Genomic DNA, 22,301 nt, shown 5'->3' on the forward strand with positions numbered 1-22,301 from the left:
GACCGCCTACGCCGCCAGGGCGTACGCGGCCTGGCAGGTCGGGCCGGCCGGAGCCCTTCCGGCCGGCACGGCCAGCAGGGTCGTCGCGATCGCGAGCGTCAGGTCGCCGAGCGTCACGTCCAGCGCGCCGGCGACGGCGGCGATCATCTCGCTGGACGGCTCCTTGACGCCGCGCTCCATCTCCGAGAGGTACTGCGGCGACACCCCGGCGCGGCGGGCGGTCTCCACGAGGATCTCGCCGCGTTCGAGGCGCAGGCGCCTCAGGCACTGGCCGAGCGCGTCGCGCCACAGCGGCTCCTCCGGACGGGGCGCGCTCGGCTCGCGAGGCGCCTCGTCGGCGGGCATGTCGTCGGCGGGCATGTCGTCGGCAGGCATGTCGTCGGCAGGCATGAGCGGTCGCACGGTCTCGGCCATGCGCACATCGTAGATCGGCCGTGCCGCGGGCCCCAGAGATTCCGCGCACCGCAGAACCGCCGGGCGGGGACGGGTGTCATCCTGGGGGCATGCGCGTCCTGGTCGTGGGAGCAGGGATCATCGGCGCCGCGCTGGCGGACCGGCTCACCCGCCCCGCGCCCGGCGCCCCCGCTCGCGTCACCGTGGTGGAGGCGGAGGGGCCCGGCGCCGGGACGTCCGGCACGAGCTACGCCTGGATCAACGCCAACGACCCCGCGGACCCGGCCTACCACCGGTTCCGGACGGCGGCGATGTCCGCCTGGCGCGACCTGGCGGCCGGGTTCGGCGCCCCGGCCTGGTACCGGCCGTCGGGCAACGTCACCTGGGCGGCCGCCGACGGCGCGAAGGAGCGGCTGGCCGACCGGGTCGCCCGCCTCTCCGGCCTCGGCTACGCCGCCGAACTGATCACTTCCCACCGCCTCCGCGAGCTGGAACCGCACGTCGCCGCTCCACCGGACGCGCTCATCGCGCACTACCCCGGCGAGGCCCACCTGCACGGAGGCCCCGCCGCGCGGGCCCTGGTCCGGCGCGCCCGCGACTCCGGCGCCGACCTGGTGGCGGCCCGCCGGACGGTCCGCCTCAACACGGACGGCGACCGCGTGACCGGCGTGCGGCTCGACGACGGCCGCGACCTGGACGCAGACCTCACGGTCTGCGCGGCGGGCCGGCACAGCCCCGCGCTGCTGGCCACCGCCGGGGCCGCCCTCCCGCTGGTCGACCCGTCCGAGCCCGGTTCGGCCGCCCCGTGCCTCGTCGCCACCACCTCGGCGGCAGAGGGCGTCCTCAACGGACTCGTCCACGCCCCCGGCCTGTCCGCCCGCCCCGCCGCCACCGGGGGACTGGTCCTGGAAGCCGACGACCTGGACGCCGGAACCGACGAGACGGCCTCCCCGGCGCACGTCCGGGCGGTCGGCGACGAGCTGCTCGCCCGCGCGCGTGCCCTCGTCCCCGCCCTCACCGCGCAGGTCGCCGAAGTGCGGCGCTGCGTCCGCCCGCTGCCGGTGGACGGCTACCCCCTCGTCGGCTTCCAGCGCCCCGGCCTGTACACCGCCGTCACCCACAGCGGCATCACCCTCGCCCCCCACCTCGCCGCCCTGATCGCCGAGGAGATCGCCGGCCGGCCGTCCGGAGCGCTCGCCCCCTACCGCCCGAACCGCGCGGCCCCTCACCCCTAGAGGTACCGGGCCGCGACCTCGCCGATCTGCTCGCCGGTCGTGAGGAAGGCGCGCAGGTCGTCGCCCCAGCCCGGCGGCGGCTCGGACGGGGCGGCGGGCGCCGGGCTCGGCGACTCCGGCGACGGCTCCTGCGCCTTGAAGACCGGGAACGCCTCGGCGAGCGCGGTCCGCCAGGCGTCGTCGTCGTCGCGGGCGGCCTTCTCCAGCTCCACCAGGGGGTGGCCGGGGCCGGCCGCGCCGAGCAGGCTCACGACATGGGGCCAGCGGATCGCGAACGCGGCCAGCTTGGCGATCTGGCTCTGGGACGGCACCGCGACGCCCAGCAGCCGCTGCCGCTCGGCGATGAAGCTGTAGAAGCGGAACAGGTTGACGAAGCGCTTGATCTCCCGCGGGTTGCGGGACGGCAGGACCGCCATCACGCCCGACAGCGCGGAGTAGGCGTCGGTGTCGCTGTAGAGGTCGGAGACGACGCGGCTCGCCGCGGTCAGGGCGGCCGGGCGCAGCGGCGCGGGCAGCCCGAGCACCTCCGCCTGGACCGCGAGCGCCGTCTCCCGGAGGGTCTGCGGCGTCGGGCGCCGGGCCCGTATCCCGGCCTCGATCTCGGCGACGACCCGCGGGTCCGGCCGTTCCCCGGCGTTGTCCCCGCCGTCGGGCGGCGGCGCGCCCTCGGGCATCCGCCGGGGTGGACCGGCGGCGGGCGGAGCGGGGGCGGGCGGAGCAGGGGCGGAGGGCGAGCGCCTGAGCGGGCCGCGGCGCCGCCGGGACACCGGCCGCTCCGGCGGGGGCGCGGCGGTCCGCGCTCCGCCCCGGGGCGCGGGCGGCTCGGTCAGGGAGCGCAGGTAGCCGTCGAACGCCTCGCCGGGCCCCGGGACGCTCAGCGGCAACTGGACGATCTTCTCCAGGAAGCGCCAGCCGAGCGTGGACCAGTCGCCCGCGAGCCTCCCGTCGCGCTGGGCCCTGGCCAGATCCTGGTAGGCCGCCTCCACATGGGCCGCCACCACGCCGGGCTCCATGCCGAGGACGAAGACGCAGTGCCGGAACTCCCCGGCGAGGAACAGGTTGATGGCCTCGATGACCTGGGTGACCGTGCCGGGGGAGCACCGGTCCAGGTCGTCCACGAACACCACCAGCGGCCGCTCCTCCGTGGCGATGAGGTCCAGCACCCGCTTCATGTCGGTCTGTATCAGGTGCAGGAAGCCCAGCCTTCCCGCGTAGCCGGGGTCGGGCACCAGCTTGTCGAAACCGGCCTTCATCTCACCGGCCAGAAGGCGGTGGCCGCCACCGAGGAGATCCGGCTTGCGCACCAGCGCGCTGAACGGGCCGGCGGCGGTCCCGCCGAGGAACGCCAGCGTCCGCCACACGCCGGCCCCGAGCAGCGCGAGCGTCCCGCCGCCGATCAGCGGGGCGACGGCGTCGTCGAGCAGGCCGCGCACCGGCCCGGCGAGCCGGCCGACGGCAAGCCCGGCCAGGATCACCACCACCGCGACCGCCCAGACCGCGAGGAGCGGCAGCAGCCGCTCGGCCACCAGCCGGTACGCGCGCCGCCGGACGACGCCGCGGTCGACGCGCGCGAGGTTGAGCCGCAGCCAGAACCGCTCCCGGTCGGCGGCGGGGAGCCGCTCGGTGACCTGCGTGATGATCTCGTGGGCGAGCCCCGCCCAGACCTGCTCCCCGTTCTGGTACATCCAGGGGTTGAACCAGACCGTGGGGCGCCAGGCGTCCCGGTCCAGCGGCGCGTCCTCGGCGAGCGTCACGTTCAGCGGCGCGGGCGCGGCGGGGGCGTTCGCCTGCCGCAGGACCTCCCGGTTGGTGACGCCGTCGTCCTCGGCGGCGCCGCGTCCCCGCGGCCACCGGCGCGGGCGGAACCGTCGCAGCCTCGCGCGGGACGGGCCGTCCAGCCTGACGCGGCACGGGCGGCCGCCGTCCCGCGGGTCCAGTTCGTTCTGGAGCATGCGCATCAGCGACGTCTTGCCCGCGCCCCAGGGGGCCTTCAGGCCGATGGTCAACGGGGGACCGGTCTGGGGATGGCGCAGGAACGCCGCGATCGCCTCGACGAGATGGGAGTGGTCGAGGCGGTCGCGCAGCGTCCAGAGGTCCGTGGCGATCAGCGGCTCGGGCCGGGACTGGTAGCCGCGGTCCAGCAGGAAGAAGCGGCGCGCGCGCTCGCGGATCGCCGCGACCTCCACGGGCGGGTCCTCGGCCTCCGCCCGCTCACGGGCGTACGCGCGCACGAGGCGGTGGACGCGGACCTTCTCCCCGTCCGGGGAGGTCTCGGCCAGTGCGGACCGCGTGAGCCGCTGGACGGCCTGGGAGATCTCGCCGGGGTCCATTTCTGCGGCGAGAAAGGAGATCAACCGCAGCGGAACCTCCTCCGGCTCGTGGTCGTCCACGAGCCCCAGCGTGCGGAGCACCCGCGCGGCCGTTTCCCCCAGATCCTGGTAGGCGCCGTCGAAGGCGGCCCTGCCGGCCGTGCCCGCGTCGGCCCTGGCGGTGCGCAGCCGGACCGCGAGGTCTGCCACGGACCAGTCCGGGTGGGTGCTGAGACGGCCCGCCACGATCATGAGCGCCAGTGGCAGCGCGTCGCAGAGTCTCACGATCTCCGCCGCCGCCTCCGGCTCGGCCGCGATCCGCTCCGTCCCCGCGACCATCCTCAGCAGTTCCAGCGCCGCGGGTTCGTCCAGCGTCGAGAGATCCAGCGTCTCTGCCCAGGAGCGCGCACGAACGGACTTCCGCGTGGTCGCGATCACCAGTGACCGTGCCGGGCCCTCGCCGTCGGTGAGCCGCTTGACGATCTCGGGATCCGGGACGTCGTCGAGAACGAGCAGCAGGCGCCGGGACTCCAGCTGGTCGCGAAGCAGGCGGTACTGCTCCGGGAGCGTGGAGGGGATGTCGCCTGCGGGCGTGCCTATTCTCGCCAGGAGGTCGTCCAAAGTTTCTGCGATCGAGTTCTGCTCACCGTCCTCCGCATGGAACGCGACGAAGTGGCTTCCGTCCGGGAAATAGGAGGTCAGGTAATGCGCCGCCCTGATGGCCAGCGCCGTCTTGCCGACACCGCCCATCCCGCCGATGAGGATGGGCGTTTGAGCGGCACCGTCAAGGAAGGCGGCCTCCACTCTGGACACCAGACGGTGGAGCTCATCTTCTCGGCCCGCCAGGTTCACGGGTTCCGGCGGCAGCGAGGAAGGGGCGGCGGGCTCCTCGCCCGGCTCGGTCGAGGAGGGCTCCGGCTGACTCGGCTCTTGTGTCAGGTTCCGGCGGAGGTCCTCGTAGCGGGCGCGCCACCGTTCGAGGTCGAACAGGTCGTCATCGGTGACGCCGATGCGTTCGGCGTAGACCTGGCAGGCGTTCACGAAGTTCGCCACGAACTCCCAGGAGGGGACCGACTTGCTCGTGAGCGTGTCGGCGATGGCACGCTCCGGGATCTCCACACCGCCATGCGAGAAGATGACCTCGCTCAGGCCCTGCCAGGAAGGATCACCGGCGGCCCTGCGCACGCGTTCCAGCTCGGCGGTGAACTCGGCGATGACGGCGGGCCGGTCCGAAGGGGACCCCGCCGCGCTCAACGCGCACCTTCCCGCATGGCGAGGTACTCCCGGACGGCTCGCTGGCCGGGGTCGTCGTCCCCGTACAGGCCGGTCCACCGCTGCCGGGCCAGCTCGGCGAGTTCCCGCGCGCTGCGCCGGTCGCCGCCGGCCGCCAGGTAACGCATCTGCAGGACGACCAGATGCCGGACCTCCGGCAGATGGCAGTCGTAGACCTCCGACGGCAGCAGATGCGGCTGGATGTCCTTGAAACGGCCCCAGCCCGCCGGATCGGCCGGGTCCTCCGGCGCGTACCGGTGCAGGAGCAGGTGTGCGGCGTGGCCGACGTTGACCCGGCGCAGCTCCGGCAGCGCCTCCTTGCGGCGCACGATCGTCTGGATCAGCCGGTGGACCTCCACGGTCTCGCGGTCGGTGTCGATCCGGACGAGCGCGAAGCGGCCGAGCCTCCGGAGGGCGACGTTGAAGGCCGCCGCGTCCCCGAGGAGCGGCGCGTACGGGCCGGGGAGGCCGCGGGCGCCGCCGCCGGACAGCAGGGCCAGCGGGATCGGCTCCGGGGCGAACATCGAGCACAGCTCCAGCAACGCCACCGCGGACGGGTCCTCCTCGCGGAGCCGGTCGATGGCCATCTGCCAGGTCGCGTACAGCCGGACCGGGTAGCCCGCCGGGAGGTCGTCGGACAGCATGGACGGCAGCAGGTCGTCGAAGCGCCGCAGATGCTCCTCGATCGGCATTCCCGTCATGGCCCGCCACCGGGCCGCCTGCACGAGGGCGATCGGCAGCCACCCGGCGGCCTCGGCCATCCGCTCCGCGTCGGCGTCCGAGAGCCGCCGGCGGCCCCGCAGGAGGCGGTGGAGCAGGGTGACGCTCTCCTCGACGGTGAGCGTGCCCACGTCCACCGCTCCGCTCTGCAGCGCCCAGACCGGGTTGCGCGAGGTGACGATCAGGTGCCCGGAGCCCTGCGGCATCAGCTCTCCCAGCTCGCCCGGCTGCCCGGCGTTGTCGAAGACCAGCAGCCAGCGCGCGTGAGGCTCGCCCCGGCGCAGGGCGGCGAGCGCCCGGGACCAGGGTTCCCCGGCGTCGTCCGGCCCGGCCAGTCCGAGGCGGTGGGCGAGCTCGGTCAGGGAGGCGCGCACGGTGGCGGGCTGTTGGGCGGGCACCCACCAGACCAGGTCGTAGTCGTGGGCGTGCCGGTGCGCGTACTCGATGGCGAGCTGCGTCTTGCCCACCCCGCCCATCCCGAACAGGGTGAAGGGGAGCGGCGAACCGCCGCCGCCGACGTGGAGTGCGCCGCGCAGTTCCTCCAGCGTGCTCCGGCGTCCGGTGAAGTCGGGGTTCCTGCCGGGGACGGCGCCCCACACGGCCGGCGACCGGGGCGGGCGATGGGGCAGGGGAGGCGGTCGTCCGGTCGATGGCGGCTCCGCCACGCGCGCCGTGTCCGGCGTGCGGACGGGGAGGGGGCGCACGACGCTTCGCAGCACCGTCTGGCTGACGCGCGCCCGGGATCCCGGCCCGGCCTCCTCGCCCGTCGGGCGGGCGGGGGCGAGGCCGGGCCGCTGCGAACTGAGCGCGTCCGAGACGACGCCGAGGACGCGCATGGCCTCGGTGCGCGTCAGGCGGGCGAGCAGGAGGTCGCGGACGCCGGGCCGGAAGTCGTACTCGGCACAGTCCGGAGTGTCCGAGACGCGAAGGATGAGCCCGCTCAGCAGGAACTCGGCGAGGTGCCCGGTCTGGGTGTGCGGCGCCATCTCGCGCTGGACGAGCCGCATGGTCGGAAGGGACAGGGGCGCGGCCGCGAGGTAGCCGGCAAGGCTCAGCGCTTCGGGGGACGCGGAGGCGAGGAAGGCCAGCACGCGCTCGGAGGCGGACGGCGCGTCGCGGGCGGGATCCGCTGGACCGTCCTCCGCGCCGGGCTCCTCACGCGCTTCCGCCAGGTCGTCGGAGCCGATCACGTAGGCCACGCCGTGCGCCCATCCGGTGCCCTCCCCGGAGACGACGGTCGCCCAGGACCCGAACCAGCGGGGCTGGAACTCCAGAACGGGGACCGGCACGCCGCCCGGCTGCCGGGCGTCGGCCCGGTCCTGCCAGACCAGCCGGTCGTTGGGCGTGCCCGGCGGGGACCCGCACCGCCAGCGGACCCGCGTGAGCCGCAGGGCCGTCCGCCGCCACAGCCGCTGCGGCAGCATCTGCACGATCGCGGTCGGCTGGCTGCGCCCCCACCGCGCCAGCAGCCGCGCCATCGCGCCCGAGCGCCAGGCGGCCCCCACGCAGTCGCTCAGCACGAGGACCAGCTGCCGTCCCGAGGGCGTGACGACCTCGCCGGGCCGCCGCCCCCGCGCCCCGGCCCCGGTGCCCAGGACCGGCGGGTCCCCGCCCGCCCTCTGATCGGAGTCGACCGTCCAGACGCGGACGGCGCCGAACGCCCCGAGCTGCCCCAGCATCGTCCGCAGCGCGCGGGCGACCGGGCGCCAGACGTCCATGGACTCGCCGGTGTCGACGACGAGGACGAGCTCGGTCCGGTGGTCCCGGCGGGGCGCGTCCACGGGCGGGAGCAGGCCGCGCCCGCCCGGCGCGAGGACCTCCCCGTCCCGCGGCGTCGCGGCCGTGGCCCGGCCGTCGCGCAGCGGCCTGAGCGCCCTCGCGAGATCGGCGGGGCGCGGCATCGTCGCCAGATCCGGCTCGTACACCCCGTACCGGACGGCGGGAGCCGGAGCGGGACGGTGATCGACCCGCATGTGCGCGGCCAGCCACAGCGCGTCGGCCACCTCCCGGCCCGTCAGGCCGAGGGCGCCGAGTTCGCCGAACAGCCGCTCGATCATGGGAGCTCGCCGGCCTCCGCGCTCCGCAGCAGGGTCTCGGCGAGCCGCTCGGCGTCCGGGGCCGCCCATGACGCGGTCAGGAAGATCGCGTTCAGCAGCTGGTCGACCCCGAGGTCGGCCCGGTCGCGGCCGTTGAGGAACTCCTCGATCAGCTTGATGCCGCGCGCCGTGAACTCGGTCCCGAGATGGGCCGTGACGATCGAGAGCAGCCGCTCGGCTTCGGGCCGGGCGACGTCCAGGCGCAGGCACCGCCGCAGGAAGCGGGGAGGGAACTCGCGCTCGCCGCTGCTCGTCACGACGATCATCGGGAGGTGGCGGCACCGGACGCGGCCGCCGCGCACCACGGCGGGCCGGCCGTCCTCGGTCACGACCTCCGCCTCCAGCCGGTCCGCCCCGGCCCCCCGCATCAGTTCCGGGATCATGAACTCGCCCTCTTCCAGCACCGCCAGCAGTTCGCTGGGGAGGTCGAAGTCGCTGTTGTCGAACTCGTCGATCAGCAGCACCCGGGGGCGCCGGGTCGGCAGCAGGGCGGTGCCCAGCGGGCCGAGGCGGATGAAGTCCCCGATCCTCTGGGACGGCGGACCGAGGCCGGCGGGCGTGGAGGCCTCCTGGAGGCGGCCGATGGCGTCGTAGGAGTAGAGCGCGGAGCGCAGGGTCGATCCGCGCGTGACCGGCCAGCGGATGACGGGGCCGAGCTTCAGCTCGTAGGCGATGCTGTAGGCGAGGCTCGACTTGCCGCTGCCCGGACTTCCGGTGACGAGGAGCGGGCGCCGCAGCAGGAGGGCGGCGTTCACCATCTGCACGGTCATGTCGTCCGCCCGGTACGACTGCGCCCGCTGCGCCCGGCGCACGCCCTCCGGCACCTCGTAGGTGACCGGACCGTCGTCGAACACCGACCAGGGCGGCGGCGCCGGCAGTCTGTCGATCCCGTCATGGGGTTCGCCGGTGCCCTGGTAGACGTACCCCCCGCCGTAGGGGTCGGGCTGGGCCATCAGGATGTCTCCTCTGCACGGTCGGGGACGTGTAAGGGGTCCGGCCGATCGCTCGGGAACCGTGCGGGGTCGTCCCAGATCAGCACTAATCGGTGGGGGAGGTCGCCGGACGCCTCGTAACCGTCCCGCTGGAGATCGCGGATCGCCTCGGGCAGGTCGGCGAGCCGCCTGCCCTCCAGCGACCTCTGGAGCTCGTCCGCCTCGTCGGACGCGGGGTCGCCGCTCGACCAGAAGACGACCGGCAGCCCCGCCGCGAGTGCCAGACGGAGTTGCCGGCGGCCGCCCGTGAGGAGGACGACCGGGTGCCCCGCCGCCTTCGGAAGATCTCGCTGGGCGGCCTCCAGGAGCACCGCCGCCACGACCGGGTCCGGGTCCGGCCGGCGCGGGCGGGACCCGCCCGGCCGGCCTCCGTGGGCGCGCATGCGGTCGAGGCTGCGGACCACGATCGGGAACCGCGCGCCGATGGGCGGCTCCGACGGGGTGCCGGGATCCAGCCGCCACTGGTCGACCGGGGCGCCGAGCAGGGCCGCCGGCAGGATGAACTCGATCACCAGTTCGTCGGAGGGGGGCGAGAGCCGGGCCCTGGCCTCGGGGAGCAGGGCGCGGATCTGCGCTTCGGTCTGCTCCAGCGTCCTCGGCTCGTCCGAGACGAGGAGCGGCACCGGCGGCCCTTCCTCCGGATGGAGCGACACGGTGGTCAGGAACCGGTGGGCGTCCAGGCCGTCCTCTTCGAGCTGGATCGTCAGGTAGGAGTGGCTCCTGCCGGCGGTGAGCTCCCGGGGCGCCGGTGCGGCCCGCACCTGCTCCAGGGGGAGGCCGATGCGCCGCGCGACCCGGACGGTCCAGTCGCGCAGTGCCGGGCCGAGGGCGGACGTCTCGTCCGCGGCCAGCCGGGACACGAAGTCCAGCAGCGGCGGCACTCCGTCCGGCGGCGCGGTGGCGTCCTCCAGCCGGTGCACCAGGTCGGCGAGGCCTTCCCCCGGGCCGAGCCGGGACGCGAACCGTCCGGCGCCCGAGGGCTGGAGCTCCTCCGCCCCGCGGACCAGCGGCACCAGTTCGAGAAGCTCCCGCCGTTCCGCGCCGGTGAGCAGGGGCGGCGGCACCAGGCGCTCGATCTGGCGGGTGAGCAGGTCGGCCTCCGCGCTCGCCGGGTGGAAGGTCCTGATCACCTCCAGCAGCGCGTGCAGCCCCCCGCCGAGCCCGGCGCACCATCGCGCCAGGCCCCACAGCTCCCTGCGGGTGGCGTCCGCCAGGCCGATCCGGGGACGCGAGCCCAGGCGCTCTTCCAGCATGTCGGCGTACACCGACCGGATGCGGGGCTCGGAGAGGCCGGGCACGGCCGCGAGCGCGTCGACCAGGACGCCGAGGTCGGCCAGTGACAGGGCCCCGTCGTCGTGACGGGGTCTCGCCGCCCCGTCCGCCAGCGGCGGCCACAGGTCCGCGATGTCCCGCACCGGGAGCATCCGCACCTCCCGCTCCGCCGCCATCGAGGCCGACGTCACCATGCCGAGGACTTCGCCGGCCTCGGCCGACAGGACGGGCGCCCCGCTGAACCCCGGCGCCACGGGCAGGTCGACGCCGAGCGTCCGGGAGCCCGTGGCCCGCGCCGAGACCCACATCATCTCGTCACCATCGGAAGGAAAGCCGCAGATCCGCACCGTGGCCCCGAAGTCGTCGGCGGTCCGCACGGCCGGCAGCGGGTCGCAGTTCACCGGAGGACCGAGCAGGCTGAGGACCACCACGTCGCCCCGCCCGTCGCCCGCCGGCGGGAACCAGCCGCCGGGCAGCACCTCGGCCGCGCGCTTCTGGCCGAGCGCCGGCAGCTCCAGCGGGACCACCGCCGCCCGGCCCGGCGAGCCGATCAGATGAGCGCAGGTCAACGCCAGGCGGTCGCTGATCAGGAACGCCGTCCCGGTGACGTTGTCCCGCGGGTCCAGCACGCGCGCGAGCCACGGCGCCCTGCTCCCGCCGAGGGCCGGTCCGCCCACCGCTCACCGCCTTGAGCCGTCAGGAACGCCATTATTTCGGACGGCTCCGCTTTCTCGCCATGGAGTTGGGCGAATGCTCAGAGCCTTTTCGGGAAGCGTTCGGGCAGGCGGGCACTTCAGAACCCACGGCAGCGAATAAAACGTCAACCTCCGACATTTGTCGACCCTTTTTCGGGGTGGCAAAGAATAGCCGATGGGTGCGACCGGAACGGGGGTGTCGGATGCCGGCCGGCACGGGACGCGCCTGCGGGAGACTTACCGTGTACGGGTAGGGTGCGTCGGGAGGAAGATCCATGAGTTCACGGACCGGCGCCGACGAGGCGGCCGAGCGGCCGCGCGTCCCGCTGAGCCGCGGGCGGGTGCTGCGGGCGGCCGTGCGCCTCGCCGACCGCGACGGCCTCGAGGCGCTCACCATGCGCCGGCTCGCGCAGGAGGTCGGGGTCGAGGCGATGTCGCTGTACCACCACGTCGCCAACAAGGAGGCCGTCCTCGACGGCGTGGTCGAGGTGGTCCTCGACGAGATCATGGAGGCGGTGGAGAAGGCCGACGCCCCGCCCCCCGAGCGGGACTGGCGGGCGGCGCTGCGCGCGCGGATCCTGGCCGCCCGGGCCGTCCTGCTCCGCCACCGCTGGGCCCCGGGGCTGCTCGGCGCCCGCAGCACCGTGAACCCGTTCGTCATCGCGTACTACGACCAGGTCGTCGGGCTCCTCCGGGCGGGCGGTCTCTCGTACGACCTGTCCCACCGCGCGCTGCACGTCCTGGGCAGCCGGGCCCTCGGGTTCGCTCAGGAGCTGTTCCAGCCCGGCGAGGCCCAGGCAGCCGGCGACCCCGCGGTGATGGAGCAGATGGCCGGCCGGTTCCCCCACCTCGCCGGGATGCTCGCGGACGCCGTCCACGACGATCCGGACGGCACCCTGGGCTTCTGCGACGACCAGTTCGAGTTCGAGTTCGCCCTCGACCTGATCCTCGAAGGGCTGGAGCGGCGCCGAGCCGCCGGCGCCTGACCCCTTACCGGACGCTGCCCGCCGGAAGTCCGCCACGCCGCGCCCCTTGACTGCCTTACGCCGTACGATTACCTTACGGCGTATGAGAACCTTACGGCGTACGACGGACGCTTCCCCCGCCCCCGCGCACCCCAGGGCCGCCATGAAGGCCTGGACCTGGGACCGCTACGGCCCGCCCGACGTGCTGGCCCTGAAGGACGTCGGCGAACCCGCCATCGGCCCCGACGAGGTGCTCGTGCGGGTGCGGGCGGCGGCCGTCAACCCCTACGACTGGCGCCACCTGCGGGCCGACCCGAAGCTGGTCCGGCTCAGCTGCGGCCTGCGGCGGCCGAGGCCGGGCCTCGTCCTCGGCGCCGACCTCGCCGGAGTCGTGGAGCGGACGGGCCCCGCGGTGACGGGGCTGCGCCCCGGTGACGAGGTCTTTGGAGAGGTCCGCCTCGGCTCGTTCGCCGAGGCCGCCGCCGTTCCGCGGGACCGGCTGGCGGTCAAGCCGGCCCGCCTCACCTTCGAGCAGGCGGCGTCGGTGTCGATGGCCGCGCACACCGCGTTGCAGGGACTGCGGGACACGGGCAGGATCTCCGCCGGGCAGCGGGTCCTCGTCAACGGCGCCTCCGGCGGCGTCGGGACGTTCGCCGTCCAGCTCGCCAAGGCGTTCGGAGCCGAGGTCACCGGCGTGTGCAGCACCCGCAACCTCGAACTGGTCCGCTCCCTGGGCGCGGACCATGTCGTGGACTACACCCGTGAGGACTTCACGCAGCGGAAAGGACGGTACGACCTGCTCATGGACATCGTAGGCGACCGGCCGTTCGCCGAACTGCGGCGCTGCCTGACGTCCCGCGGCACGCTGGTGATCGTGGGCGGCATCGCCTCGCCGCGCGGCGGGTTGCTCGGCCCCGCGGGGCAGATCGTCCGGGGCGCCCTGGCCTCTCCCTTCGTCCGCCAGCGCATCGACCACGTCGGCTGGCGGCCCAACGCCGCGGACCTGCGGTTCCTGGCCGAACTGATGGAGGAGGAGCGGGTCACGCCCGTCATCGACCGGACCTACCCGTTCGCGGAACTCCCCGAGGCCCTCCGCTACATCGAGCGCGGCCGCGCCCGGGGCAAGGTCGCCATCGCCTTCTGACCGCCGCCGCGGAGGTCAGGCCATCGCGATGGCGGCGATCCCGGCCAGCACCACGGCCGAGCCCGCCAGGCGGCGGACGGCGTTCGCCTCGCCCAGGACCCGCCACGCGGCCAGTCCGCCGAGCACGATGCTCAGTTCGCGGGCGGGAGCGACCAGGCTGACCGGCGCGATCCGGAGCGCGAAGAGCACGAGCAGGTACGCCACCGGCGACAGCAGGCCGATGATGAGCACTTCGCGCCGGTGGTCGCGCCACAGGCGGCCGACCCGCGCCCTGTCCCGCAACGCGTACGGCGCGAGGATCAGGCTCTGGGCGAGCGCGCCGGAGCCGAAGTAGACCAGCGGCGGGACCGCCAGCCCCGTGACCGAATGCGCGTCCCACAGCGTGTAGCCGGCGATCACGACACCGGTCAGCACGCCGTAGAGGACGCCCGCGCGCCGGCGCGCCGGCGAGGCGCCTCCCTCCGCCGGTGCGCCGCCGCTGACGACCAGGATGCCGACGATCACCAGGAGCGCGCCGACCAGCCCGGGCAGGCCGGGCTTCTCGCCGAGGAAGAGGACCGCCACCAGCACCGACAGCAGCGGCCCGGTGCCCCTGGCCAGGGGATAGACCACCGACAGGTCGCCGACGGCGTACCCGCGCTGCAGCACGATCCCGTACGCCACGTGCAGGATCGCGGTCACCAGCGCCGCGAGCAGCCATGTCCACTGCGGACGCTGCGGGGTCACCGCCAGGAAGACCAGCGCCGCCGGGGCGAACACGATGGCCGAAACGGTGTAGTAGAGGAAGACGAACGGCGCCCCTCCGTCGCCGACCCGCTTCGCGGAGAAGTTCCAGAACGCGTGCACGACGGCGGCGACGAGGACGAGCGAGAGGGCCCAGCCGTTCACGAGGAGACCTTCCCCCATCCTTCGCGCCGGTGGACCCTGGGCAGTGCGGCGCCATCGTACTCGCGCCGCCCCAGAGGCCGCGGTGACCGGTTGTGGACCTTGAAGCGGCCCGCATCGTCGCTAGATTGAACGTGAATTTCGTTCAAATTTCGTGGTCCGCAGGCCGAGCAGGCGTTCGGGACGAGGTTGGCTGATGGGCAGACGGTTTCTCGGCAGGCTCTGGTTGGTCGTCGCCACGGCGTCCGCGCTGGTCCTCGGGCTGATGGTGAGCGCGGACGCGCACATCGAGCGGCCCTCGTACTGGCCGCTGCCCGGCCCGGACTGCTCGGTCAGCCCGTGCGCGGGCGGCGCGGTGCCCAAGGCCAGGAGCCTGGCCTCGTCGCTCGCGACGACCAAGGGCAGCACGACCCGCGTGGTGTGCCGCCCCGACTCGCTCAAGCGGCTGGAGGCCTCGATCAGGCGGGCGCGGAAGTCGGGCTACGACATCCGGCCGCACGACCACCGGCGGTTCGGCGCCGCGGAGGCGCGGGAGCTCACGCGGATCAACCGGGCGCTGGCCGCGCGGTGCCGGTACGGCGAGATCCAGCCCGCGGTGACCGCCTCGGGCAACAACGACCGTGTCGTGGTCCTGCCGGGCGTCTACACCGAGCCCACCTCCCGCGCGAAGCCCACCCACGACAAGGCGTGCGACCCGTACAAGCTGACCACGGGGGCCTATTCCTACCTCGGCGAGTACATGTGCCAGAACGACGCCAACCTCATCGCCGTCCTGGGTCGCTCGCCCGGCTCAGGCAAGGACCCGGACCCGCCGCTGGTCGACCGGCACGGCATCCCCAACCGGGGCGCGTGCGTGCGCTGCAACCTCCAGCTCGAAGGGTCCGGCGTCAGCGCGGACGACGTGGTGGTGGAGGCCGGCGACCCCTCGTCGGGCAACGGCGGCCCGCGCCGCTCGGCGAAGGACGTGGGGATCCGCGCCGACCGGGCCGACGGCTTCGTCCTGCGGAACGTGACCGTCCGGCACGCCGAGGAGCACGACATCTATGTGCTGGAGAGCAACGGGTACCTGCTCGACCGCTTCAAGACCTTCTACGCGGGCGAGTACGGCGTGCTCACCTTCGTCGAGGACCACGGCGTGATGCAGAACTGCGAGGCGGCGGGCAACGGCGACTCCGGCCTCTACCCGGGGTCGGGCGCCAAGACCTCGGCCGGCCGCGACCCGAAGTTCTATCCGACGGCGCGCTACAGCCAGGAGATCCGCTACTGCGACTCCCACCACAACACCAGCGGCTACTCCGGCACCGACGGCAGCGGCACCTGGCTGCACCACAACAACTTCTACGGCAACGCCCTCGGCTTCACGACCGACGTGTTCACCGCGGCGGGACACCCCGGCTTCCCGCAGCAGGGCGACCTGATCGAGAAGAACGACTTCTTCTCCAACAACTTCAACCCCTACCTGCCCGGCAGCGACGTCGTGCCGACGGTGCCGGTCCCCGTCGGCACCGGCATGTGGATCGCGGGCGGCGACGACAACGTCGTCCGCGACAACCGCTTCCGCGACAACAAGAGGCGCGGCGCGATGCTGTTCGCCGTCCCCGACGCCTTCGTCTGCGGGCCCGGAAACGGCCCCATCACCGGCTGCGACCCGCTGAAGCTGTCCACGTCCCACCGCAACTCGTTCCACGGCAACACGATGTCCGGCAACGGCGTCGACTTCTGGTGGGACGCGTTCCCCGGCAACGTGGGGAACTGCTGGTACTCCAACGGCAACGCGACCGGCTCCCCGAAGAACCTGCCCGACTGCCTGAACGGCAAGGTCCCCTGGCTGAGCATCGGCCTCGGCAATCTCGAGAACGAGGCCGAGCTGATCGTCTGCATGTCCGACCTGAAGCCCGGCGGCCCGTGCCCCTGGTTCAAGTCCCCGGCCGCCGGGAAGGCCGCGCCCGCCGACGGCCACGACCACGGCGCGACGGGGGAGCTCAACGACGCGCTGCTCGCGGCGGTGACGTGCCACTCCTGGCAAGGGATGAACACCGACCAGCGCGACCACATGCTGACCAGGATGCAGGTGTTCATGGGCGGCCAGATCGACCATCCCGGGGCGCGGGGCACCACCCTCAGCAACGAGAAGGCGACCCGCGTCCTCGACAACGCCTGCGGCCTCTCCTTCGCCGGCCAGTTCAAGCTGTACAAGCTCTACGCCCGCGCGGCGGCCTTCACCCCGCATCCGCAGCGCTGAGCCGCACGCCCATGCCCCGCGCCGTCACGCCATGGGCGCACCGGGTAATCGGGTTCGGCATCCCCGCTCATCTGCTCGACTCCGGTTCACAGGGTCGCGGGAGTGGCACCAGCCGGAATCCGGCCGTCGGTGGGCAGATCGCTTACGGAGGATCTGGGCGCGAAGCCGTTTGTTCGTCGCCGTTGCTGTGAGTGCGTTGAGAGATGGTGCGTTCGAGACCGTCGAGGAGGGCGAGGAGGCCGAACTCCCGGGTCGTGGTGGTCGAGGGGATGGCCACGGTGGTGGCAAGCAGCGGGAAGCGGTCGGCGTTGAGGAGGAGCAGTTCGCGCATGATGGGGGCGGCGCTGCCGTCCGTCCAGGTCTGAGTGCCTTGGGTGGCGGCCGGGTGGGTGGCGCGGATGTGATGGGACACCGTCATGACCGCGTCGAGCCGTTCGCGTTCGGTCAGGGGGGTGTCGCTGAGGGCGCTGAGGGCTCTTTCGGACCATGCGGCCTCACGTGGGCCCATGACACGGTCGCCCACGGTGACCGACGGCAGCCAGGGGTGGCGCTGCCAGGCGGCGGACAGCCCGCGGGCGTACTCCTCCAGCTTGGCCCGCCAGCCGGCCGCCCCGCTCAGGTCGGGAGGTGTGCCGACCGCCGCCTCGACCATGATGGCCATCAGCTCTGTCTTGCCCTTGACGTAGCGGTACAGGGCCATCTTGGTGAGGCCGAGCTCGGCGGCGACGCGGTGCATGGAGACCGCCTCCAGGCCCTCGGCATCGGCGACCTTGACGGCGGTGTCGGCCAGCCGGGCGAGGTCGAAGGCGGGCCTGGGGCCTCTGGCGCGCGGCTTCCGCAGGCCCCACAACAGCTCCGCCAGGGTCCTCGGATCCTCGTTGACCGCCACGTCGCCTCCCGCTTGCCAACCGCCAAAACTGTCTCTACCGTACACAGTGTTCGGGGGACACAGTTTATCTCCGGACCCGGGAGCAGGCGGTGGCCGAGGGGCCACGCCGTGAAACGAGGAGTGGGCCGTGTCCACATCGGTGCTCGACATGTCGATGTCCCTCGACGGGTACATCGCCGATCCCAACGACTTCCTCGGCGGCGACGATGGCGAGCGGCTGCACAAGTGGGCTGACTCGGACCGGCATCCCGAGCCGGTCAAGCAGTTCCAGGACGAATGGAACGGGGCCGGCGCGATCCTCGCGGGACGGCGGACCGCTGAGCTCATGGACCACTGGGGCGGCTCCCACGGCGGTCTCCCGATCTTCGTCCCCAGCCACCGGCCGCCCGGCCCGGCCGCCAGGTGGGGCTATCCGCTGGTGACCTACGTGAACGACGGGATCGAAAGCGCGATGGCGCAGGCGAAGGCCGCCGCCGGGGAACGGGACGTCCAGATTCGTGGCGGCGCCTACACGGTGCAGCAGGCCCTCGAGGCCGGAGTGCTGGACGAAGTGCAGATCCACCACATTCCAGTGCTCCTGGGCGCGGGGCGCCGGTTGTTCGACGTCCTGCCGTCGGAGATCGAGTTGGAGATCATTCAGGTGATCGACACGCCCGAGGCCACCCACATCCGCTACCGCGTCCGCCGCTGACCCGATAGGCCACGCCCCGGGCTGGGCGTTACTGCTCAGGGGACGTTGAGGTCGGTTTCGGTCATGATGGAAGAGCGATTGCTTTGCCCGGTGATCGATTCCGTGATCCGAAGGTGTGAATCACGACATTCGCGGACGAAGTCTTCAAAGTAAGCGCGCAAGGAAAGCGGCTGGCAGTGAGGCTGAGGTGGTCACAAGGACTCGGGCCTAGCCAACATGGCCGACGCCACGAGATCTGCCAGGTGATCCCAGCGCTCTACAGCCAGCGGAGGAGAGGGAAAGATCAGGAAGCCCAGCTGAGTGACCCCCGAGGACGCGCCAGAAAGCTCAGCCCGCACGCAGGGGGCGTGGGGGACGGAGTCCCCCACATCGGGGGTCTGGGGGTCGCCCCCCAGAAAAGCATTGCGGGCCACCGGGAAGGCGCAAAGCGCCGACCAAGGTAGCCCGACTCGGGGGTCTGGGGGTCGCCCCCCAGAATAGCATTGCGGGCCACCGGGGAAGGCGCCAAAGGCGCCGACCACGATGACCCGACTCGTGGGCGATACTGGGATTGAACCAGTGGCCTCTACCGTGTCAAGGTAGCGCTCTCCCACTGAGCTAATCGCCCTTGCGTGTGCTGCGAGGTGGAGACGGGATTTGAACCCGTGTACACGGCTTTGCAGGCCGTTGCCTCGCCTCTCGGCCACTCCACCAGAGCGAGGCCTGCCTGACGGGGGCCTCTCAGAGCGGACGACGGGATTCGAACCCGCGACCCTCACCTTGGCAAGGTGATGCTCTACCAACTGAGCCACGTCCGCGTGCCGGTCCGGGGGTCGCCCCCCGGGCTCGCACGAACAACTCTAGCGGAATCCTGGAGTGCTTGCGTACCGGTCGGATGCGGAGTCGGTGAGCTCGGCGTGCAGGGTGTTCCAGAAGTCGAGCTCGCTGTCCTCTTCGAGGTGGGCGATGCGGCCCCAGAACTCGCGGTCCTCGGCCGCGTGGGCGGCGGCGAGGGAGATGGCGGGCATCACGGTGGTGCCGGCGTCCGCGGCGTCGAGGTCGGCGGGGGTGACGTCGGCGGGGAGGGCGACCGGGGTGGCGGGGCGGTGGTGCTTGCCGCGCTTGCGGACGCGGATGGGCGGCGACGTGGGGGCCTTCGCGGCGGCGGCGCGTCCGGCCGCGAGGGCCACGGTGCCGCAGAGGACGAAGGCGAGGATGCCGCCGAGGACGACCTCCTGGGCGGGGACGTGCTCGGGGGCGGGGGAGTGCTGCTGCTGCTCGTGGGTGCGCGTCGTGGCGGCGGGGGCGCCGACCTGGTCGACGGCGGGGGCGGGCGCGGCGTGCTTCGGGGTGTACTTGGCCTCGACCTTGATCTTGGACGGGTAGCCGAAGCCGACGACGGAGTCCATGTCGCGGGTCTTGCGCATGAGCTTGTAGCCGTCGGCGTTGCCCTCGATGGTGTGGAGGGTGTGGCCGTCGACCTTCTCGACGATGCCGACGTGGTCGATCTGGTCGATGTCGCCGGAGCCGTTCCAGTCGTAGAAGACGATGGCGCCGGGTTCGGGGTCGTGGCCCCAGGCGTCGTTCTTCTTGAACCACTTGGCGTGGTCGATGGTGGAGGCGAACTGCCCGGCCTGGCCGGCGACGTCTGCCTTGTCGGCGGCCCAGGCGAGGAACATGTCGCACCAGGGCGCCGTCGAGAAGTACTCGTCGTGGTCGCCGTCGAGGTTCTTGCGGTACCACTCGCCGAACTTGGTGTAGCCGTCGCCCTTCTCGGTGTACCCGAGCTCCTTCGTGGCGATGTCGAGCAGCTTCTTGCCGATCGGGTCCATCTCGCTCCTGACGCGCCTCGCTCGTTCGGGCGAGGTGGCGCCCGACCGGGGGACGGAACGCGCCCCGGTCCAAGGTCACGTTCCGATCTCGACGGAATGTAGCCGAGGTAAACGGTGGGCGGCAACCGCTTCCAGGGAAACGGTCATAAGGGACTACTCAGTAGTAGCCTCGCGGGAGGACGGCGACCGGACAGGGCGCCGCGCGCAGGACCTTGAGCGCCACCTCGCCCAGGAAGACGCGGTGGGCGGCGGCGTCCTCGCTGGACGCGCAGACCAGCAGCTCGCCCTCGGGCCAGTCCACGTCCTCGAGCGCGTCCGCGACGTCGTCGCCCTCGGCGACCTCGGCGGTGACGTCCTCGGGGACCAGTTCCGCGGAGTCCAGGGCGAGCCGGATGGCGAGGGCGAGGTCGTCGCGGAGGGGCTCGGGGTTGACGTCGCCGATGGCCAGGGTGACCAGCCGGAGCGGCACCTCCAGCCGCTCGGCGGCCTGGGCAGCGCGGATGACCGCCTCGTCGCACTGGGGCCGCCGCACGTACATGACCGTGATCCGGGCCAGCTCGTCGGGCGGCCGGTGGCCGGACGGGGCGAGCATCACGGCCTCGGTCGCCGAGTGGAGCAGGTGGTCGGCGGCTGCGCCGACGCCGATGCGGCCGCGGGCGCCGCCCTCGGGGGAGCCGACGACGATCAGGTCGGCGCCGATGCGGCTGGCGAGGACGGTCAGGCCGCGCCCGACACTGCGGCCCTCCTGGACGAGCAGGTCCGCGGGCTCGCCGTCCAGGAGGTCGGCCACCTGGTCCAGGAGCGCGCGGGCCTCGCCGGCCGCGGCGGGCAGGTCCGGCGGATGGACGGTCGCCACGCTCAGGCGGCCGCCGGTCAGCGCGACGATCCCGCGGGCGAGGTCGAGTGCCTCCCGGCCGCCCGCGTCGGGGACGTATCCGGCCAGCACGTGTTCACCGATCATGTACGAAGCATTCCCCCTCGGAGCCCGGACAGACCAGAGTGAGTTTTGGGGTACTTTTGCCGAGTTATCTGACTTTTGGGGGATTTATGGGTGGCGAGGTACCCGACCTCGAAGCCGGCCGCTGGGCCATCGACCCGGTCCACTCCGAGATCACTTTCTCGGTGCGGCACCTGATGACGACGGTGCGCGGCTCGTTCCCGGACTTCGAGGGCGAGATCGTGATCGGGGAGGACCCGATGGAGTCCACCGCCCGGGCGGAGATCCGGATGGGATCGATCGACACCCGCAGCGCCGAGCGGGACGAGCACGTCCGCTCCGCCGACTTCCTCGACGTGCGCCGCCATCCGGTGATGAGCTTCGCCGGCACCGGCGTGGAACGTGCCAAGACCGGCCGCCGCGCCCGCACCCCCCGCTACCACCTGCTCGGCGACCTGACGATCAAGAACGTGACCCGTCCGGTCCGGCTGCTGACCGAGTTCCACGGCGTGGGCCCCGACCCGTGGGGCGGCGTCCGCGCGGGATTCACCGCGACCGCCTCCATCAGCCGCCGCGACTTCGGCATCGAGTTCAACATCCCGCTGCAGGGCGACAGGGTCATGCTCGGCGACGAGATCGCGATCGCGCTGGAGATCCAGACCGTGTTCACCGCCGCCGACGCGCCCCGCCCGGGGGCCGAGGTCCCGCTCGACCGCTGACCGCGGGCCCGAGCGCCCAGGCCCGGTCGCGTCGCGAGCCGCCAGGCGAGCGAAGTGGGCCGGGACTTCGGAATACGGCTAGCCGCCGGCGCGGGAGGCGCGGGTCAGGCCCAGGAGGTCGCGGGCGGGACCGGCGGGGCGCCGGCCCGCCGGCCAGACCGCGCGCAGCGGGCGCGCGAGATCCAGTTCGGGGACGGGGACGCAGACCAGCCGCCCGGCGGCCACCTCGTCGGCGACGGCCAGATCGCTCACCACGACCGGCCCGGCTCCGGAGACGGCCGCCGCCTTCAGCGCGGTGGTGGACGCGAGCTGCAGCATCGGCGGCGCCGTCCCGCCGTGCGCGGCCAGGGCCCGGTCCAGGACCTCGCGCGTCCCCGAGCCCTCCTCGCGCAGGACGAGCGGCGTCCGCGCCAGCTCGGCGGCCGGGACCCCGGAGCGCCGCCGCGCCCAGGGGTGCCGCGGGCCGACCACGACGACGAGCCGGTCGGTGGCGACGACGGTGCCGTGCAGCCCGGCCGGCGTGCGTGCCCCCTCGACGAACCCGAGGTCGGCGCCGCCGCCGCGCACCTGCTCGGCGACCACGGTCGAGTTGGCGGTGCGCAGGGTCACCGCGACGCCCGGGCGGACGGTCCGGAGGGTCACCAGCCAGCCGGGCATCAGGTACTCGGCGACCGTGAGGCTCGCCACGACGCGCAGCCGCCCGTCGCGCCGCTCCCGCAGCGCGTCGAGCCCCGCGTCGAGCGCCTCCGCCGCCGCGACCACCTGCCGGGCCCACTCGGCGACCAGCGCGCCCTCCTCGGTGGGACGGGAGCCGCGCGGCGACCGTTCGAGCAGTGCCACGCCGAGTTGCCGCTCCATCGAGCGGATCCGGGCGCTGGCGGCGGGCTGGGTGACGCCGACCTCGGCCGCCGCGCGCCCGACGCTGCCGAGCCGGACGACGGCGAGCAGCAGTTCGAGGGCGCCGAGGTCGGGGACGCGGTGCGAGACGGCCATGACCCCGATTCTACGGACCCATAGCTTTGCTTTATGACCCC

The 22,301-nt window shown here is 73.3% G+C and carries 16 protein-coding genes and 3 tRNA genes; 6 read left to right on the plus strand and 13 right to left on the minus strand.

All coding sequences use genetic code 11. The features are described from left to right. Positions 1-6 precede the first annotated feature (6 nt). Entirely contained in the window at positions 7-414 is a 408-nt protein-coding gene (locus ABD944_RS33700) for a helix-turn-helix domain-containing protein (RefSeq protein WP_345183709.1), read from the minus strand. Positions 415-503: 89 nt separating this feature from the next. Between ABD944_RS33700 and ABD944_RS33705 the strand changes: the two genes are divergently transcribed. Beyond that, a complete protein-coding gene (locus tag ABD944_RS33705; protein ID WP_345183711.1) occupies positions 504-1,628 on the plus strand; it encodes an NAD(P)/FAD-dependent oxidoreductase in 1,125 nt (374 codons plus the stop codon). On the opposite strand, the gene ABD944_RS33710 is transcribed toward ABD944_RS33705, so the two are convergent. From ABD944_RS33710 to ABD944_RS33725, 4 genes are read right to left on the minus strand one after another with little or no spacing between them, the layout of a single operon-like run. Then, positions 1,625-5,191 carry a P-loop NTPase fold protein gene (locus ABD944_RS33710; RefSeq protein WP_345183713.1) on the minus strand — a complete coding sequence of 1,189 codons (3,567 nt, stop codon included), beginning with the start codon at positions 5,189-5,191 and terminating at the stop codon, positions 1,625-1,627. The two genes, ABD944_RS33705 and ABD944_RS33710, sit on opposite strands and share 4 nt — an antisense overlap. Beyond that, positions 5,188-7,986, minus strand: a complete 2,799-nt coding sequence (gene fxsT, locus ABD944_RS33715; protein ID WP_345183715.1) for an FxSxx-COOH system tetratricopeptide repeat protein — start codon at positions 7,984-7,986, stop codon at positions 5,188-5,190. Before fxsT ends, ABD944_RS33710 begins: the two co-directional genes overlap by 4 nt. Further along, positions 7,983-8,978, minus strand: coding sequence for an AAA family ATPase (locus ABD944_RS33720; RefSeq protein WP_345183717.1), 996 nt, complete (start codon positions 8,976-8,978; stop codon positions 7,983-7,985). The genes fxsT and ABD944_RS33720 overlap by 4 nt, the downstream gene beginning before the upstream one ends. Further along, positions 8,978-10,966, minus strand: a complete 1,989-nt coding sequence (locus ABD944_RS33725) for a VMAP-C domain-containing protein (RefSeq protein ID WP_345183719.1) — start codon at positions 10,964-10,966, stop codon at positions 8,978-8,980. The genes ABD944_RS33720 and ABD944_RS33725 overlap by 1 nt, the downstream gene beginning before the upstream one ends. Positions 10,967-11,259: 293 nt before the next feature. Between ABD944_RS33725 and ABD944_RS33730 the strand changes: the two genes are divergently transcribed. Next, a complete protein-coding gene (locus ABD944_RS33730) occupies positions 11,260-11,970 on the plus strand; it encodes a TetR/AcrR family transcriptional regulator C-terminal domain-containing protein (protein ID WP_345183721.1) in 711 nt (236 codons plus the stop codon). A gap of 142 nt (positions 11,971-12,112) precedes the next feature. Next, positions 12,113-13,093, plus strand: a complete 981-nt coding sequence (locus ABD944_RS33735; protein ID WP_345183723.1) for an NAD(P)-dependent alcohol dehydrogenase — start codon at positions 12,113-12,115, stop codon at positions 13,091-13,093. A 15-nt stretch (positions 13,094-13,108) separates the two neighbouring features. Here ABD944_RS33735 and ABD944_RS33740 read toward each other — a convergent pair whose 3' ends face one another. After that, complete coding sequence (locus ABD944_RS33740) at positions 13,109-13,981, minus strand: DMT family transporter (protein WP_345183725.1); 873 nt, start codon at positions 13,979-13,981, stop codon at positions 13,109-13,111. 193 nt (positions 13,982-14,174) lie between these two features. Between ABD944_RS33740 and ABD944_RS33745 the strand changes: the two genes are divergently transcribed. Beyond that, positions 14,175-16,220, plus strand: coding sequence for a right-handed parallel beta-helix repeat-containing protein (locus tag ABD944_RS33745; RefSeq protein WP_345183727.1), 2,046 nt, complete (start codon positions 14,175-14,177; stop codon positions 16,218-16,220). 142 nt (positions 16,221-16,362) lie between these two features. Here the strand turns inward: ABD944_RS33745 and ABD944_RS33750 are convergent, their stop codons facing one another. Then, positions 16,363-17,109 (minus strand): TetR/AcrR family transcriptional regulator, encoded by a 747-nt coding sequence (locus tag ABD944_RS33750; RefSeq protein ID WP_345183729.1) that lies wholly within the window; start codon positions 17,107-17,109, stop codon positions 16,363-16,365. 127 nt (positions 17,110-17,236) lie between these two features. Between ABD944_RS33750 and ABD944_RS33755 the strand changes: the two genes are divergently transcribed. Continuing rightward, positions 17,237-17,800, plus strand: coding sequence for a dihydrofolate reductase family protein (locus tag ABD944_RS33755; RefSeq protein WP_345183731.1), 564 nt, complete (start codon positions 17,237-17,239; stop codon positions 17,798-17,800). Positions 17,801-18,335: 535 nt separating this feature from the next. Here ABD944_RS33755 and ABD944_RS33760 read toward each other — a convergent pair. The 5 genes from ABD944_RS33760 to ABD944_RS33780 form a co-directional block, all read right to left on the minus strand. Further along, a tRNA-Val gene (locus ABD944_RS33760) sits at positions 18,336-18,407 on the minus strand. Between the two features lie 14 nt (positions 18,408-18,421). Further along, positions 18,422-18,492: transfer RNA gene (locus ABD944_RS33765), tRNA-Cys, on the minus strand. A gap of 32 nt (positions 18,493-18,524) precedes the next feature. Beyond that, positions 18,525-18,597, minus strand: a tRNA-Gly gene (locus ABD944_RS33770). Between the two features lie 42 nt (positions 18,598-18,639). Then, positions 18,640-19,611 (minus strand): CHAP domain-containing protein, encoded by a 972-nt coding sequence (locus ABD944_RS33775; protein ID WP_345183733.1) that lies wholly within the window; start codon positions 19,609-19,611, stop codon positions 18,640-18,642. 157 nt (positions 19,612-19,768) lie between these two features. After that, positions 19,769-20,572, minus strand: coding sequence for a universal stress protein (locus ABD944_RS33780; protein WP_345183735.1), 804 nt, complete (start codon positions 20,570-20,572; stop codon positions 19,769-19,771). 86 nt (positions 20,573-20,658) lie between these two features. Between ABD944_RS33780 and ABD944_RS33785 the strand changes: the two genes are divergently transcribed. Next, positions 20,659-21,267, plus strand: coding sequence for a YceI family protein (locus tag ABD944_RS33785; protein WP_345183748.1), 609 nt, complete (start codon positions 20,659-20,661; stop codon positions 21,265-21,267). 78 nt (positions 21,268-21,345) lie between these two features. Here the strand turns inward: ABD944_RS33785 and ABD944_RS33790 are convergent, their stop codons facing one another. Then, positions 21,346-22,260 carry a LysR family transcriptional regulator gene (locus ABD944_RS33790; protein WP_345183750.1) on the minus strand — a complete coding sequence of 305 codons (915 nt, stop codon included), beginning with the start codon at positions 22,258-22,260 and terminating at the stop codon, positions 21,346-21,348. Between the last annotated feature and the right edge of the window lie 41 nt (positions 22,261-22,301).

It is taken from the genome of Actinomadura verrucosospora, assembly GCF_039540335.1.
GTDB classification, from domain to species: domain Bacteria; phylum Actinomycetota; class Actinomycetes; order Streptosporangiales; family Streptosporangiaceae; genus Spirillospora; species Spirillospora verrucosospora.